Source organism: Bacillus sp. FSL R5-0443, assembly GCF_038608285.1.
GTDB lineage: Bacteria > Bacillota > Bacilli > Bacillales > Bacillaceae > Bacillus > Bacillus velezensis.
The window spans coordinates 2131934-2149973 of sequence record NZ_CP152013.1 but is presented as its reverse complement, the minus strand read 5'-3'; the positions used below and the strand labels follow the sequence as shown (position 1 = coordinate 2149973).

The window sequence follows — 18040 nt, the reverse complement described above, 5'->3', positions numbered from 1 at the left end:
AAAGGCGACGGGGAGATTATAACATGACAAAAAAGAATGCAATTCAGGATATTTATCCGCTGTCTTATATGCAGGAAGGAATGCTTTTTCATTCCCTCCTGCAAAAGGAATCACAGGCTTACGCCGAGCAGGCCTCCTTTTCAATAACGGGGAAAGTTGACACCCGCGTGTTTGAAGAGAGCGTTCATGCCCTTTTCGAAAGACATGATATTTTCAGAACGATCTTTATCAGCCAGAACGTGTCAGTGCCGCAGCAGGTCGTATTAAAAGAGCGGAACGTCAGCATCATTGAGGAAAATCTCACCAATTTAAACAAGGCTGATCAAATCAAGCATATTGAAGAAGCCAAACGAAGAGACCGTAAGAAAGGATTTCATCTGCAAAAAGACATGCTGATGCGGGTGACGCTGCTTCAAACCGGTGAATGTGAATATACGTGCATATGGAGTTTCCATCACATCATTATGGATGGCTGGTGTCTCGGAATCGTGCTGAAAGAGTTCTTCCAGATATACGCCTCGCGGCTCCGCCGGACACCGTTAACGCTTGAGCCCGCTGTGCCGTACGGGACCTACATCAAGTGGCTGATGGAGCAAGATAAAGAAAAAGCCGCTTCGTACTGGGAGCGGTACCTTGAAGGCTTTGAGCAGCAGACTGTTCTGCCGAAGCAGAAAAAAGCCGGCGAAAGCAGACAAGAGGAAGTGACGTTTTCCTTTTCAAAAGAGGACACGGCTAAGCTGAAAGAGCTGGCCGTAAAAGAAGAGGTCACGCTGAGCACCATTTTCCACACGCTCTGGGGCATTTTGCTTCAGGCGTATAACCAGACAGAAGATGCGGTTTTTGGTTCTGTCATTTCCGGAAGGCCGTCTGAAATCGAAGGCATCGAGCGAATGATCGGCCTGTTTATTAATACCGTGCCTGTCCGGATCAGCGGGGCAAATATCCCGTTTCAAAAGCTGATCAAAAACGTGCAAAAGGACGCTTTGAAAGGACAGGCTTACAGCTATCACCCGCTTTATGACATACAGGCGAATTCACAGGTAAAACAAGGCTTAATTGATCATATTCTCGTCTTTGAGAATTATCCGGTTGAACAGGAGCTTGAAGTGCTGAACAGCAAGGGGGACACGAAAGACCTTTTTCACATCCATGATTTCAGCATGGAAGACGAAACCAACTACAGTTTTTACCTGATGGTGGCGCCGGGTGACGAGATTCATTTGAAAATGAGATACGATTCAAGCGTGTATGACCGCCAATTTATTGAAAATATCAAAGGCCATTTGGCACATATCGTCTCCCAGGTTCTCGACAAACCGGACATCACGCCGGACAAGCTTGCAATCATCACTCCAGGGGAAAAAGCGCAGCTGCTTGCACCGATTTCTGAAGAGACCGAAAAGCCTGAATATGACACGGTTCATGCGATGTTTGAACGGCAGGTTGCAAAAACACCAGATCAAATCGCGATTCGGTATGAAGGTGAGTCAGTGACGTACAAAGAGCTGAACGAATCGGCTAATAAGCTGGCCCGCCTGCTGCAAAAGCGCGGATTAAAGCGGGAGGAACCGGTAGGCGTCATTCTCGGCCGTTCCCCTTCTTTAGCGGCGGCTGTTCTCGGTATTTTAAAAGCGGGCGGCGCCTTTGTCCCGATAGATCCGGGCAGTCCAAAGGAGCGTATCCGATATGTCATTGAAAACAGCGGCTGCGTCCATGTTGTAACAGAGCGGCATCAGTCAGTCCCCGCGGAACAAACGCTGCAGGTTACATATATAGAAGAGGCCGGGACGGAAGCGGACGGAAGCAATGTGCAATCCATTAATACGGCAAACGACCTCCTTTATATGATTTATACATCGGGAACGACAGGGAAACCGAAGGGTGTGCTGCTCGAACATAAAAATATGGCCAACCTGCTTTCTCACCAATTGACGAACACAGACATTGATTTTTGCACAAATGTGCTGCAGTACGCATCTGTGGCGTTTGACGTCTGCTATCAGGAGTTATTTTCAGTACTCTTGAGCGGCGGCACCCTTTGTATCGTGCCGGAATCAATCAAACGGGATGTTTCTCAGCTGTTTTCGTTTATTGATCAGCACAACACGGAAGTTGTGTTTTTCCCGACTGCATTTGTCAAAATGCTTTTCAATGAAGAAGGTTATGCACAGTCTTTTCCCCGTTGTGTGAAGCATGTCATTACGGCCGGGGAGCAGCTGACCGTTTCGCGTTTGTTCAGGCAGACGCTCCGTTTACACGGTATGCATCTGCATAATCATTACGGCCCGTCAGAAACTCATGTGGTTTCAACGTATACGATTTCTGCGGGAGATGACATACCTGAACATCCGCCGATCGGAAAACCGATCCATCATAACAAAATGTATATTCTCAGCAAAAACAGACAGCTTCAGCCTCTCGGAATTGCGGGAGAATTGTATATTTCCGGGGCGAATACAGGAAGAGGCTATGTGAACAATCCGGCGCTGACCGAAGAGAAATTTTTGCCGGATCCGTTCAGAACGGACGCCGTCATGTACCGGACCGGAGATTTGGCAAGACTGCGTGCGGACGGCCAAATTGAATACATCGGCCGGACAGATGATCAAGTGAAGATCAGAGGGTACCGGATTGAACCGAAGGAAATTGAAACCGTCCTGGCAAATCATCATGCCGTGAAAGAAGCTGCTGTTCTGATTCAAACGAATGAGTCGGGCGAAAATGAATTATGCGCCTACTGCAGCGTCTCACAAGCGACTGATCCTTCTCAGCTGCGAAGTGATTTGGCTAAAGAGCTGCCTGATTATATGATTCCGGTCAAATGGGCTTTTGTTGACTCAATTCCGCTCACTGCGAACGGAAAAGTCGATCAGCGGGCCCTTCCGGAAGCTTCGGCATACGCAGCGGGCCGTCAATATACAGCTCCCCGGAATGTGACCGAGCTGAAGCTTACCCGCATATGGGAAGAAGTGCTTCAAACCGGACCGATCGGCGTTCACGATCACTTTTTCGAGCTTGGCGGCCATTCATTAAAGGCGACGGCACTCGTTGCAAAAATAGCTAAAGAGTGCAGTGTGCAAATCCCGCTGAGTGATGTCTTCAGCCATCCGACTGTAGAAGAACTCGCCAAAATCATCAGTGAAGCAGAAGAGAACCCGTTCGCATCCATAGAAAAGACAGAAATGAAAGAAACATATCCTGTCTCATCCGCCCAAAAACGGATGTACGTCCTTCACCAGCTTGAAAATGGCGGTGTCAGTTATAACATTCCAGCCGTTTTAGAGGTTAGGGGGCCGTTTGACCGAGACAGGATGGAAGCCGTGTTCAAGGAACTGATCCGGCGGCATGAACCGCTCAGAACGTCCTTTGAAGAAAAAAACGGCCTGCCTGTGCAGAGGATTCATGATGACGTGCCGTTTGCATTTACAAAAGAACAATCAGCCGAAGCGTTTATCCGGCCGTTCGATCTCGGCAAAGCGCCCCTTTTCCGGGCGGGATTTGTCCAAATAGAAAAAGACCGGCATCTGCTTTTAGCTGACATGCATCATATTATTTCAGACGGCGTATCCGTCAATCTTTTGATACGTGAATTCAGTGAGCTGTATGCTGAGAGAAGTCTGCCGCCGTTACGGATTCAATACAAAGATTATGCCGTCTGGCAGCAATCATTTATGGCGGGCGCCGCATATCGGAAACAAGAGGAGTACTGGCTGAACCGGCTTGCCGGTGAGATTCCCGTGCTTGAATTGCCGGCTGATAAGCCGCGTCCCCCGGTGCGGAGCTTTTCCGGTGACCGGGTGTCATTTGTCATCAATGAAAAACATACAGCACAGTTGAAAAAGCTGGCGAAAGAAAACAAATGCACACTGTATATGACGCTGCTCGGTGTGTACACGGTTCTGTTAGCCCGTTTAAGCGGACAGGAAGATATGATTGTCGGGTCTCCGATTGCAGGAAGGCCTCATGCCGACCTTGACGCCGTTCTGGGCATGTTTGTCAATACGCTTACTTTCAGGACGCGTCCCGACGGAAGCATGACATTCAAAGAATATTTAAAGGAAATCCGCCAAACAGCGCTTGAGGCTTACGAACATCAGGATTACCCGTTAGAAGAGCTCGTCGATAAGCTCGGTGTGCCGCGGGACATGTCCCGAAATCCGCTGTTTGACACAACATTTGCGCTGCAAAATATGGAACAGCAGAAGCTTAGGGCAGCCGGACTTGAACTGCAGCCGGCAGACGTCAGCCTGCCGATTTCTAAATTTGACTTATCACTGTACATCTCTGAAAACGCCGGTGAATTGTACTGCCAGTTTGAATACAGCACCGATTTGTTTAAGAGAAAAACGATTCAAAAATGGGCGGGATTTTTTACGACACTTGCCGAAAACGCCGCGGCTGATCCGGGCTTGGAATTAGACGATATTTCTGTCTTGACAGAAAAAGAAGAAGTGTCTCTGCTTCAAGATTTCAGCCCCTTGCAGAAAACAGCGTTTCCGCTTCATCAGTCTCTTCATGATCTGCTGGAACAGCAGGCGGAAAAAACGCCGGACCGTCCGGCAATTTTAACTGATGACATTTCGATTACGTATCAGGAACTGAACGAAAGGGCAAACGAGCTTGCGCATCAGCTGATCAAGCGCGGGATAAGGCTGGAGGATAAAACTGCCATTATGGGCCGGCGTTCTCCTGACATGCTGATCGGCATTTACGCTGTCTTAAAAGCAGGCGGTGCATATCTGCCGATTGATCCGGATTACCCGGAAGAGCGGATTCGCTTTTTACTGAAAGACAGCGGCGTGAAATTCTTACTGGCAGAACCAGAACTTTTCGCACCAGATCTTTTTGAGGGAGAAACGATCTCTCTGAAAAGCGGACAAACAGGAAACCCTGAAGCTGCGGCCAACCCTAACGTTCCGGTAAAACCTGATTCATTGGCTTATATCATCTATACATCCGGTTCTACGGGACGCCCAAAAGGCGTGCAGGTTGAACATCGGTCAGCCGTAAACTTTTTATACTCACTGCAAACGCGTTATGGATTAAGTGATTCTGACATCATTTTGCATAAAACATCATACTCTTTCGACGCTTCGATTTGGGAGCTGTTTTGGTGGCCGATCGCGGGAGCTTCTGTTTTCCTCCTTCCGCAAGGCGGCGAGAAAGACCCTGAAATGATACTGAACGCATTGGAGAATAACCGCATAACGGCGGCTCATTTTGTGCCATCCATGCTTCATGCTTTCTTGGAATATATAAATTCCAGAAAACAGCCGATCAAAAAGACATGTTTAAAAAGGGTTTTTGCCGGCGGCGAACAATTGGGCCCGCACCTGGTTTCCCGTTTTTATGACCTTCTGCCGGGAACGGAATTGACAAATTCCTACGGTCCGACGGAAGCGACAGTAGAAGCGGCGTACTTTGATTTGCCGCAAGGAAAAGAATTTCACAATGTTCCGATCGGCATTTCCGGGCATAACATGCGGCTGTATATTTTAAATCAAAAGAAACGGCTTCTGCCGCCGGGCTGTATCGGAGAGCTGTACATCGCGGGGACAGGGGTGGCCCGGGGCTATCTGAACCGGCCTGAGCTGACGGAGGAGCGTTTTCTCAATGATCCGTTTTACCCGGGAGAACGCATGTATCAGACGGGTGATATCGCACGCTGGACAGAAGATGGCCTTGTCGAATGGCTCGGACGTTCAGACGGACAGGTGAAAGTCCGCGGCTATCGGATTGAACCGGGAGAAATCGAAGCGGCGATCCGGCGCTTCGACGGTATTCGTGAGGCGGCGGTCACCGCCCGAACCGAACACGGCGAAACCGCGCTTTACGCCTATATCGAAGGACGGGAAAGCGATGACGTGCGGGCGGAGCTTGCGACACGCCTTCCGGCCTACATGATGCCGGCTCAGTTTATAGAGATGAGCGAATGGCCGGTCACGCCGAGCGGAAAGCTTGACCGCCGCGCGCTGCCGGCTCCCGGCGGAGCGGCAGACAGACGGGCGTACACCGCCCCGCGGAACGTCACGGAAATGAAGCTTTGCGCCCTTTGGGAAGAGGTGCTGAAAAACGGCCCCGTCGGCATCCGGGATCACTTTTTTGAGCGGGGCGGCCATTCGTTAAAAGCGACGGCTCTCGTCTCCCGCATCGCCAAAGAGTTCGGTGTTCAGGTGCCGTTACAGGACATCTTCGCCCGGCCGACGGTGGAAGAGCTCGCTTCGGTTATTCAGGACTTGGAAGAAAGCCCGTATGAAGCGATTCAGCCTGCGCAAACACAGGACACCTACCCGGTGTCTTCGGCGCAGAAACGGATGTATGTGCTCCAACAGCTTGAAGACGGCGGTGTCGGCTACAATATGCCGGCTGTGCTGGAACTGACGGGCCCGCTTGACCGCGGCCGGCTGGAGGAGACGTTCCGGCAGCTTGTTGAGCGGCATGAGTCGCTTAGAACGTCCTTTGAAACGGGGCCTGACGGCGAACCGGTGCAGCGCATCCATGACAGCGTGCCGTTTCAGCTGGATGAGGCCGGGTCAGCTGACGCATTCGTCCGGCCGTTTTGTCTGGAGGAAGCGCCGCTTTTCCGTGCGGCCCTCGTGAAAGAATCGGACGAACGTCATCTTTTATTAACGGATATGCATCATATTATTTCTGACGGTGTGTCCGTCAACACCTTGATAAAAGAATTCGGCGAGCTGTACGCAGGCCGTTCGCTTGCGCCAATGCGCCTTCAATATAAAGACTATGCCGTCTGGCAGCGGTCGTTTCAGGAGAAAGAAGGGTACCAGAAGCAGGAAGCCTACTGGCTGAAGCGGCTAGAAGGAGAGCTTCCGGTGCTTGAGCTTCCGGCTGACAAGCCCCGTCCGGCTGTCAGAAGCTTTGCGGGCGGCAGCGTATCGTGCACGCTTGACGCTGAAACGGCATCCGGCCTTCACCGAATCGCCCGGGATCACGGCTCCACTTTGTATATGGTGCTTCTCGCCGCGTACAATACGTTACTCGCGAGATTGAGCGGGCAGGAAGACATCATCGTCGGCTCGCCGATTGCCGGGCGTCCGCACAAAGACCTTGAACCGATTCTCGGCATGTTCGTCAACACGCTCGCCATCAGAACGGAGCCGAAAGGAGACAAACGGTTTACCGATTACTTGGCGGAAGTCCGCCAGGCCGCGCTTGAGGCGTATGAGCATCAGGATTACCCGTTTGAAGAGCTAGTGGAACGGCTCGGTGTGCAGCGGGACACAAGCCGCAATCCGCTGTTTGACGCCATGCTTGTCGTCCAGAATATAGAGCATGAGGAACTGCTGTTGGACGGTTTGCATATTCAGCCTGCGGACGTGTCCCGTCCGGTTTCCAAATTTGATGTCACTCTGCAGGCTTCTGAAGGCGGGGGACAAATTCATTTTCTGTTTGAATATGCGGCGTCTTTATTCCGGAGAGAAACAATGCAACGCTGGGCTTCCCACTTTATGACGATGCTTGAACACATTGTCCGTGAACCGGAAACTTCTTTACAAGCGATCAGCATGCTGACTGCTCCGGAACGGAACCGGATTCTTTCGGACTTTAACGGCATGACGGATCAACAGCTGCCTGAAAAAACAGTTCATGAACTGTTCATCACCCAGGCGCGAAAAACACCTGATGCCGCGGCCCTTATCAGCGGGGAAACATTGATCACATACAAAGAATTAGATGACTGGTCGAATAAAATCGCCAGAGCTCTGCAAAAACGGCAGATCGGACCTGATGCAGCCGTCGGCATTGTGATACCAAGATCGCCGGAACAAGTCGCGGCAGTCTTCGGGGTTTGGAAAGCCGGAGGAGCCTACGTCCCGATAGATCCTGAATATCCGGAGGAACGCAAGCAATATATCATCTCAGACAGCGGCACAGCGCTTCTTCTTACCGCACACGGTGCGATAGAACAAGTGCCTGATCGTTTTAACGGTGAAGTGATCGCACTGGAGGATATCCAAGAACAGGATGCTTCGCCGGTCCAGTCATTATCAGCACCGGAAGATTTAGCTTACATCATTTATACATCGGGAACGACAGGCAGGCCGAAAGGGGTTATGGTCGAACATCGATCCGTCAGCCAAACCCTTCAATGGCGGAGCGGATTTTATGATCTGAATGAGAAAGATACGATTCTTCAGCTCTTTTCATTTTCATTTGACGGGTTTGTAACAAGCATGTTCACACCGCTGATTTCCGGTGCGAAAGCGGCCGTTTTAGCCGAAGATGAAGCAAGAGATATTCTTGCTATTAAACACTATCTTGCATCTTACCGCATCACTCACATGATCATTGTTCCCGTACTGTACCGTACACTGCTTGACGTACTGGAGCCGGGGGATGCAGAGTCTCTCAGAATTGTCACATTAGCGGGAGAAGCTGTCGACCAAAACATTATCAGCCGCAGTTTATCAGTTTGTCCACACACGGAGCTTGCCAATGAGTACGGCCCGACGGAAAACAGCGTCGCCACTACAGCGGCAAGACATATAGAACAAAGTGAGAACATTACGATCGGCCGTCCGATTGAGCATTCACACGTTTATATTTTAAACGGAGATCATCCGCAGCCGATCGGTGTAACGGGAGAACTTTGCATCTCGGGTTCCGGTCTTGCAAGAGGGTACCGCAATCTTCCTAAGCAAACGGCCCAAGCCTTTGTCCAAGACCCGTTCCAGAAGAACCGGCGCATGTACCGCACGGGCGACCTGGCAAAATGGCTGCCGGACGGCACGCTGCAATATATCGGCCGAATAGACGAGCAAGTCAAAATCAGAGGCTACCGGGTGGAACTGAAAGAAATTGAATCCGCCTTAACAGGCATAAAAGGTGTCAAAGAAGCAGCCGTCACCGCTCATACCGCATCAGCAGGCCAAACGGAACTATGCGCTTATATCGTGACAGAAGAAGGAACAGAAAGTGAAACCGTGCAGCAGGCGCTCAGAAATGAAATGCCCGCTTATATGGTGCCGGCGTTCTTTGAAACACTTGAAGCCCTGCCTGTCACACCGAACGGGAAGCTTGACCGCCGCGCGCTTCCTGAGCCGCGGAAAAAAGCGCACACCGGACAGGCATTTACCGAGCCTGAAAGCGACATGGAAAAAGAGCTGTCCGCGATTTGGAGCGAAGTGCTCGGAACTGAAAACATTGCCGCGGATCAATCATTTTTTGAACTGGGCGGCGATTCCATCAAAGCCCTGCAAGTATCAGCCCGATTACATCAAGCAGGAAAACAGATCGCCGTAAAAGATATTTTCAGCCGGCCGACAATTAGGGAGCTGGCGCCTTATGTCCGTACAGAGCGGCAGCCGGTCAGCCAAGCTCCTGCAGAAGGAGAAGTGAAGTGGTCGCCGATTCACAAATGGTTCTTCACACAAGACATGAAGGAAGCAAATCATTTTAACCAGTCCGTCATGCTGACGAGAGCAAATTCAATAGATGAAGAGGCTCTGAGGAAAACGTTAAAAGCCATTACCGTACATCATGATGCCTTGCGCCTTGTCTGCATAAAAGACGAAGAGAAAGGTCTTCTCCTCTTCAACAGACCGGCTGACCTCGCAGATGAGCAGCTTTACAGCCTGACCATATTAGAAATGGAAGGCGATGAGCATGAGAAGGAACGTTTTGTAAAACGCCGCGTCGCAGAGCTTCAGAGAAACATGGATTTAGAGAACGGGCCGCTGGTACAGGCGGGGCTGTTCCGCTCTGAAGCAGAAGATTACTTGTTTCTGACGGTCCATCATCTCGCTGTCGACGGGATATCATGGCGGATTTTATTGGAAGACTTGGCTTCTGCTTATGAACAGGCCGTCTCTGGACAGGAAATCAAACTCCCTCCGAAAACCATGTCATTCAAAACATATACGGAGCAGCTGGCCGATTTTGCCGAAAGTAAACAGCTTCTTCAGCAGGCGGAGTATTGGCGGGAGATTGAACACTATGAAACAGAAAGTCTTCCTTACGAACAGGCAGATTTATCTCAAACTCCTGCAAAAAAACGGAACACGGTATCCTTCACTCTGACAGAAAGTGAAACGGACGCCCTGTTGAAAGATGTGCACAGCGCCTACAATACGGATACGCAAGATGTGCTTTTGGCTTCCGCCGTGCTCGCTGTTCAAAAATGGTCGCCGCGGCACGCTTTGAAAATCGCCCTTGAAGGACACGGACGCCAATCGGAGCAGGCAGGTGCGGACATCAGCAGGACAGTGGGGTGGTTCACTTCCATTTACCCGGTGCTTTTCCGGAGCGGAGCTTATGAACCTCTTGAAGAATATGAAATTCGCACATTGAAAACCGTCAAAGACACATTGCGGCGCATTCCGGATAAAGGGAACGGATACGGTGTCCTCAAATATTTAACACCGCCGAAGCTTGCCGGGATGACTTTCGGGAAAGCACCGGAGATCAGCTTTAATTATCTCGGGCAATTCGATGCGCCCGGCGGGAACCCGGCAGAAACGGAACAGCCTGACGCGTTTCAGTTTTCTCCTTTGGGAGGCGGAGATGATGTGACAGATACATGGAAACGGGAGCAGTCACTTGAAATCAGCGCGATTGCGGCAAAAGGCCGGATGACCGTCAGTATTTCCTATGAAACGGAGCGCTTTCGGCAAGATACGATCGAACAGCTGTCCGAAAGCTGCCGGTATTATCTCCTGAAACTGTCGGAACACTGCCTCAGCAAAACCGATACGGAGAAGACCGTCAGTGACTTTGATGATCGGGAGCTGACTGAGGAAGCATTGCAGGATATTGCCGACTTACTCAGCTTCCACTAAACCGAGCGGGAGGAACACATGGACAAAACAAAAAATATCCAAAATATTTATCCCCTCAGCCGAATGCAGGAAGGAATGCTTTTTCATTCCTTTCTGCAAAAGGAGGGGGCTGCATATATCGAGCAATCCGTCTTCACCATAAAAGGCCGGCTTCGTCCGGAATTGTTTGAGCAAAGCGTACAGTCTGTCATCAGCCGCCACGATATTTTCAGAACGGTTTTTTTACCTCATGTCGCTCAGCTGAACGGCCCCCGCCAAGTTGTGCTGCGTGAGCGGGAATTCCGGCTGCACCGCGAAGATCTTACACATTTGGACGAAGCGGAACAGAGCATCTATTTACAGCGATTTAAGGAACGTGACCGCTTAAAAGGCTTTGACTTGCAAAAGGATATGCTGATGCGTGTTTCTTTGTTTAAAACGGCTGACGAAAAATATGTATGCGTCTGGAGCCACCATCACATCCTTATGGACGGCTGGTGCCTCGGCATCGTCCTTCAGGAATTCATGCATATGTACCGGGCGATTGAAACAGGCTCACCCATCACACTGGCGCCCGCAAAGCCTTACAGCACTTATATTACATGGCTGACTGATCAGGACAAAGACGCGGCTTCTGAATATTGGAAAGGGTATTTAGCAGGCTGTGAGACACCCTCAGGACTCCCGAAAATATCGGCCCGTCCCCAGGAAAAAGGCTACCGCAAGGAAGAGCTGCTGTTTTCTATAGATCAAAACCTGACGGACAAGCTGAAAACCATCGCCAAAGAAGAGGGCGCTACGCTCGCGGTTCTTATGCAGACTGTATGGGGCCTGATGCTGCAGCGCTACAACCGGACGGACGATGCCGTATTCGGCGCCGTCGTATCAGGGCGGCCTTCCGTCATTGACGGCGTGGAAAGCATGATCGGTCTGTTTATCAATACCGTGCCGGTACGCATTAAAACGGGTGACGAAAGCTTTAGAGAACTGCTGGGCCGCTTGCAGAAAGAAATGCTTGATTCAGAGGCGTTCAGCTATCATCCGCTTGCTGACATCCAATCGCAGACTGAGCTGAAACAGGATTTAATTGACCATATCATCGTGTTTGAAAATTATCCGATCCAGCAGCAGATGAAAGACGCGGAAAAGGAATCGGATGCACCGTTCCGGATCGGGAATGTCAACGTTTCGGAACAATCGGGTTACGATTTTAACCTCATCATAGCGCCTGGCGATGAGCTGCTCATCAAATTCAGCTACAATGCGAACGTTTATGACGAAGTATGGATAGAGAGCGTAAAAGGACACTTGGAAGAAGCTCTGCGCGGCGCCGCCTTCAATCCCGATTTTCCGGCTGATCGGCTTCCGATGCTCGGACAAAAGGAAAAATCAAGAATAATCGGCGAATTTAATGACACGAAAACAACTTATGAAAGAGATGAAAGCATCATCAGCCTGTTCAGCCGACAGGTGAAGAAAACCCCGGACCATCAGGCGCTTCACGCCGGCGGGCTGACGATGACGTACCGGGAGCTCGATGAACGGTCAACTGCATTCGCCCGCACCCTGCTGGAAAACGGTTTGGCGCCAAAGGGAATTGCCGGGATTCTGGCCGAACGCTCACCGGAATTTATCATCGCTGTTCTCGCTGTATTGAAAGCGGGAGGGACGTACCTTCCTCTTGATGCAGAACTGCCAACCGACAGGATCGCCGATATGCTCACTGAGAGCGGAGCACAGCTGTTAACGGTGCAAAAAGGAATTGAGACTGACATTGACTTTTCTCACATCATCTCTATCCCGGCTGCAACTGAAAAACAAACACCTGATGCGGGAAAACTGAATACCGATACAGCACGTGATGACCTTGCCTATATTATGTATACATCCGGTTCAACAGGAAAACCGAAGGGCGTGATGATTTCCAACCGAAACGTCGTATCGCTCGTGTCAAACAGCAATTACACGTCGGCTGGCATGTCGGACCGTCTCATTCTGACAGGGTCCATCGGTTTTGATGCAGTGACGTTTGAAATCTTCGGAGCACTTTTGAACGGAGCATGTCTTCATGTGGTTGACCGCTCGACAATGCTTGCCCCTGAGAGGTTCGGCAATTATCTTTCTTCCAACCGTATTACGATTCTGTTTTTGACGACGGCACTCTTTAACCAGTTCGCCCAGGCAGATCCGGAGATGTTTTCTGGGTTGCACACCTTATATGTCGGCGGAGAAGCATTGTCCCCGGCGCTCATCAATAAGGTCAGACACCGCTGTCCGAATCTCAGCCTTTATAACATATACGGACCGACGGAAAATACAACATTTTCTACCTTTTACGAAATCAGGCACGATTTTTCTCAGCCGATCCCAATCGGAAAACCGATCAGCAATTCAACCGCGTATATCATTGATAAAAATGGCGGACTTGCGCCGATCGGCGTGCCCGGTGAGCTTTGTGTCGGCGGTGACGGGGTTGCCAAAGGCTATTTAAACAGGCCTGACTTAACAAGTGAAGCATTTGTCAGCCACCCGGTTCATCCTGAAGAAAAGATCTACAAAACAGGCGACTTGGCACACTGGCTGCCTGATGGAAGCATCGGATACATCAGCCGTATCGACCGCCAATTCAAGATTCGCGGGAAGCGGATTGAGCCGGCCGAAATCGAAGCGCGCTTGACTGAAATCGATGGAATCAGGGAAGCGGCAGTCATCGTGTCAGACGAAGGACAAGAAGCAACCCTTTGTGCGTATTATACGGGCGCGCATGCTGAAGAAAGAGCCATTCAATCCCTGCTGGCCAGGTCGCTTCCCGACTATATGATTCCGCAGTATGTGATGAAGCTTGACCGTATGCCGCTTACTGCAAACGGCAAAGTGGACCGCCGCGGGCTGCCTGCGCCAGAACGGAAAAAAACGTCATCAAAAGCCGTTCCGCCACGAAACTGGGTAGAGCGTGAGCTGATCGACATTTGGACGCCGATCCTCGGCTGCGGGGAGCTGGGCATACAGGATGACTTCTTTGAGCTGGGCGGCCATTCTTTGAAAGCATTGCAAGTGATTCATCAGCTGAAGACCAGGCAGCAGATGGATGTGCCGATTGAAATGATATTTGAATATCCGACAATTGAACAATTGGCTGAAAAGCTGTATTCAAACACACTGTCAGAAGCTGCAGAGCAGCATATCAGCAGACTGAACCAGCCGAAAGGCCGCAATATATTCTGTTTTCCGCCTATCTCAGGTTTCGGCATTTTCTTTAAAGATCTTGCGGCGGCATTAAACGGACGGGCTGCTGTGTACGGTTTTAACTTTATTGAAGAAGACAGCAGAATGGAACAATACATTGATAAAATGCTGGAAATACAGCCGGAAGGCCCTTATATCCTCTTCGGATATTCAGCGGGCGGCAATACGGCATTCGAGGCGGCAAAAGCGATGGAAAAGCGCGGCTTAGAAATCAGCGACGTCATTATCGCAGACGCGTACAGAAAGCTTGACGCACTGCCGCCGCAGCCAACAAACGCAACAGCCGAAAATGTCCCGGAAGCCGTCAGAGAAGCGGTCATCAAAAAGACAGAGCGCTATCAAACGTACTGGGCGGAACTGATAAATGATGGCCAAATTGCGGCAAACCTCCATTTTATCGAGGCCGGTATAAAGGAAGAGCACAGTGATAAGACCGAGCCGATGAAATGGGAAGGCGCCACAACGGGACTCTATCAGGAATATCAAGGCGGGGGCGCCCATAAAGATATGTTTGAACCCGCCTTTGCACATCAAAATGCTGAGGTCATACTCGACATCATTGCAAACAGCGGAAGACGCTTGGCGCGGAATCTGTAACATCCGGCAGAATGGTTCAGGATGACAGAGGGCAAGATAGGGGAATCAAACCAGTTTTTTGGAGGCTTTGACATGACGAACCTATCTTGGCTTACGTATGTAATGATCATTCTTGCCAGCTACCGGCTGACCCATTTGATCGTATTTGATAAGATTACGGAATTCATAAGAAAACCCTTTATAAAGCAAGAAAAAACCGTCGATCAAAACGGGCGCGCCGTCCAAAAAAAAGTCCCTTCCTCCGCATTCGGTTATATGCTGCAATGTTATTGGTGTGCGGGCGTCTGGTGCGCCATATTGATCGGCATCTGCTACTTGGTCTGGCCCCGCTATGCACATCCGGTTATTTTCATTTTGTCCATCGCCGGAGCGCAGGCCATTCTTGAAACGTGTGTCGGCGTCGGAACGAAGGTCATTGACGTGCTCGCCGCCATGAAACATAAAAAGTCCTGAAGCGTTTTGATTCGCTTTAGGACTTTTTTCTTTCCCTTTTAGGCTGAGAGGAGCAAAGCAGGCTTTCTGATTCACCGCCCGGAATGCTTCGGAATACCGTAAAGCAGAGAGGGGGAAAAACATGAAAAGCTGCCGTTTTAGCATGATATGGTTTTTGGCCGTTGTACTGACAGCCGGCATCTTTACATTCTCAGTATCCGCACAAGCAAGCGGCACTCAGCCGGAGAGAGAAATGAGAGCCGTATGGATCGCGTCTGTCACCAATATCGACTGGCCCTCTAAAAAAGGGCTGTCACCGGAAGAGCAAAAAAGAGAATACAGCAAGCTGCTGGATGACGTTCAGGAGATGGGAATGAACGCCGTTATCGTCCAAATTAAGCCTGCGGCTGATGCTTTTTATCCATCAGATTACGGGCCTTGGTCAGAGTATCTGACAGGAACACAAGGCAAAAATCCCGGCTACGATCCGCTTGCTTTTTTAGTTGAAGAGACACATAAACGGAATCTTGAATTTCACGCTTGGTTCAATCCTTACCGGATCACGATGAATCACACAAATTTGAATGCGCTTTCAGATGATCATCCCGCGCGTTCGCATCCGGACTGGGTCGCTGCATACGGAAAACAGCTGTACTATAATCCGGGCATTCCGGAAGTAAGACAATTTATAACGGATGGAATCAAAGAGGTGGTCAGCCGTTATGACATTGATGCGGTTCATATGGATGATTATTTTTATCCTTATAAAATTGCCGGACAGGAATTCCCCGATCAGGCGGAATACGAACGGTACGGAAAAGCTCACTTTGCATCAATTGATGACTGGCGCCGGGATAACGTCAACCGGCTTGTAAAAGAAATCAACCAAACCATCAAACGAGAAAAACCTTATGTCAAATTCGGAATCAGCCCGTTCGGCGTATGGAGAAATGCCGCAGATGACCCGACAGGCTCCGAAACGGCCGCAGGGGTGCGGAACTATGATGATTTATATGCTGATACGAGAGAATGGATCCAAAAAGGATACATTGATTACATCGCACCGCAAATTTACTGGAGCATCGGATTTAAAGCGGCGGCATATGACGTCTTAGCGGATTGGTGGGGAAAAGAAGTGAACAATCGGCCGGTGCATTTATATATCGGGCAGGCAGCTTATAAAATCAACAACAACGCTGATCCGGCCTGGGCCGACCCGGGGGAATACGGAAGACAGATTGCTCTTAACAGGGGATCAGCATGGATAAAAGGCAGCATGCATTTCAGTTTAAAGGATTTAAACCGTAATCCGCTCGATGTAAAAAACCGTTTGATCAAAGACATGTACAGCCGGCCCGCATTAATTCCCGAGATGCCTTGGCTCGGACATTCCGCTTTAAAAAAACCGTCTGTCAAACGGGCGGAGAAGAACGCTTCAGGCCATACACTCTATATCGAAGATGCGAAATCCAACGGTAAAAAAACGGCTTATTACGCCATTTACCGCGCAGAAAAGGGAAAGCAGCCTTATTTAGTGGATACAGTCAGAAAAACATCGTCACGGACGCAGACATTTTCAGATACTGATATTCGGGCGAAAGAAGCCTGCACCTATTTCGTTACTTCCGTTGACAGGCTTCACCATGAGAGCCGTCCCTCCGCAAAACGGACGGTTAAATAGCATTATTAATAAAACTGACAGTTGCGGCGCTGTCAGTTTTTTTGTAGCGGATGAGTCCGAATGTTCAGACTTTATTTGGATGGAATGAATAAAGACCCCCATTAATAAAATGTAGAAAGCAGCAGAAGGAGGAAGGTTAATGAATTTTCAACTGACAAAAGAACAGCAGATGGTGCGCGAAATGGTCAGAGATTTCGCCAAAAATGAAATTGCCCCGAAAGCCCATGAGGTTGATCAATCAGCCGTCTTCCCGATAGACACATTTAAAAAAATAGGCGAACTCGGGCTGCTCGGAATTCCGTTTCCGGAAGAATACGGCGGGGCGGGCGGTGATACCATTTCATATGCAGCAGCGGTCGAAGAAATCGGAAAAGCCTGCGGCAGCACGGGGCTGAGCTACGCGGCAGCCGTGTCACTCGGCGCAAGCCCATTATACTATTTCGGTACTGAACAGCAAAAGCAAGAACATCTTATTCCGCTTGCTTCGGGAAAAGCGCTCGGATCATTCGGGCTGACGGAGCCGAATGCCGGTTCAGATGCCGGCGGAACCCAGACAAAAGCCGAGAAAAAGGGCGGTGACTATGTGATAAACGGAGAGAAATGCTGGATCACAAACGCAAATTACGCCCGCACGGTCATTGTCACCGCCGTTACGGGAAAGAACTCCGCCGGAAAACCGATCATTTCAGCTCTCATCGTCCCGACAGACACACCGGGATTTACGATCACAAATCCGTACGACAAGATGGGTGTGAGAGGGTCGGATACGGCCGAGCTTGTGCTGGAGGATGTCAGGGTGCCTGCCGATAACCTGCTCGGTGATCCTGAAAAAGGTTTTAAACAATTTTTATATACATTAGACGGCGGGCGGATCTCGATTGCGGCACTGGCTGTCGGTATCGCTCAAGGCGCACTGGAGGCGTCGCTGTCATATGCGAAGGAACGCAAGCAGTTCGGCAGTCCGATATCGTCATTTCAAGCCATTCAATTTAAGCTGGCCGATATGGCGATGGAAATTGACCTTGCCAGACAGATGGTGCTTAAAGCGGCATGGCTGAAGGATCAAAACCTGCCATTTACGAAAGAAGCTGCATTCGCCAAGCTCTATGCTTCTGAAATGGCCGTCAGAACGTGCCTTCAGGCCATCCAAATTCATGGCGGTTCCGGTTATATGAAGGAATGCGGTGTCGAACGTATGCTTCGTGACGCAAAGCTGATGGAGATTGGCGAAGGAACGTCAGAAATTCAAAGAATGGTCATCGCAAGACAGCTTTTGAAGTGAAATGAAAACGTTTACTAAGACAGG

Annotated in this window: 5 protein-coding genes; all 5 read left to right on the top strand. The window is 50.1% G+C overall.

Features of this window, described 5'->3' with window-relative positions; genetic code table 11:
* Positions 1-23: 23 nt before the first annotated feature.
* The 5 genes from NYE28_RS10630 to NYE28_RS10610 all read left to right on the top strand — a co-directional run bounded on the left by NYE28_RS10630 (position 24) and on the right by NYE28_RS10610 (position 18016).
* Positions 24-10799, top strand: coding sequence for a non-ribosomal peptide synthetase (locus NYE28_RS10630; RefSeq protein ID WP_094031761.1), 10776 nt, complete (start codon positions 24-26; stop codon positions 10797-10799).
* An 18-nt stretch (positions 10800-10817) separates the two neighbouring features.
* The gene (locus tag NYE28_RS10625; RefSeq protein ID WP_038463981.1) at positions 10818-14621 is read left to right on the top strand and encodes a non-ribosomal peptide synthetase; all 3804 of its coding nucleotides are present in this window, start codon (positions 10818-10820) and stop codon (positions 14619-14621) included.
* A 72-nt stretch (positions 14622-14693) separates the two neighbouring features.
* Positions 14694-15074: a DUF1360 domain-containing protein gene (locus tag NYE28_RS10620; RefSeq protein WP_007410116.1), complete on the top strand. Its 381-nt coding sequence runs from the start codon at positions 14694-14696 to the stop codon at positions 15072-15074.
* A 121-nt stretch (positions 15075-15195) separates the two neighbouring features.
* Complete coding sequence (locus NYE28_RS10615) at positions 15196-16734, top strand: family 10 glycosylhydrolase (RefSeq protein WP_038463979.1); 1539 nt, start codon at positions 15196-15198, stop codon at positions 16732-16734.
* Positions 16735-16873: 139 nt separating this feature from the next.
* Positions 16874-18016 carry an acyl-CoA dehydrogenase family protein gene (locus NYE28_RS10610; protein ID WP_012117696.1) on the top strand — a complete coding sequence of 381 codons (1143 nt, stop codon included), beginning with the start codon at positions 16874-16876 and terminating at the stop codon, positions 18014-18016.
* The last annotated feature ends 24 nt before the right edge of the window (positions 18017-18040 follow it).

Coding starts and splice junctions, on each gene's coding strand:
- NYE28_RS10610 (WP_012117696.1), top strand. CDS start 16,874: ATGAATTTTCAACTGACAAAAGAACAGCAGATGGTGCGCGAAATGGTC.
- NYE28_RS10615 (WP_038463979.1), top strand. CDS start 15,196: ATGAAAAGCTGCCGTTTTAGCATGATATGGTTTTTGGCCGTTGTACTG.
- NYE28_RS10620 (WP_007410116.1), top strand. CDS start 14,694: ATGACGAACCTATCTTGGCTTACGTATGTAATGATCATTCTTGCCAGC.
- NYE28_RS10630 (WP_094031761.1), top strand. CDS start 24: ATGACAAAAAAGAATGCAATTCAGGATATTTATCCGCTGTCTTATATG.
- NYE28_RS10625 (WP_038463981.1), top strand. CDS start 10,818: ATGGACAAAACAAAAAATATCCAAAATATTTATCCCCTCAGCCGAATG.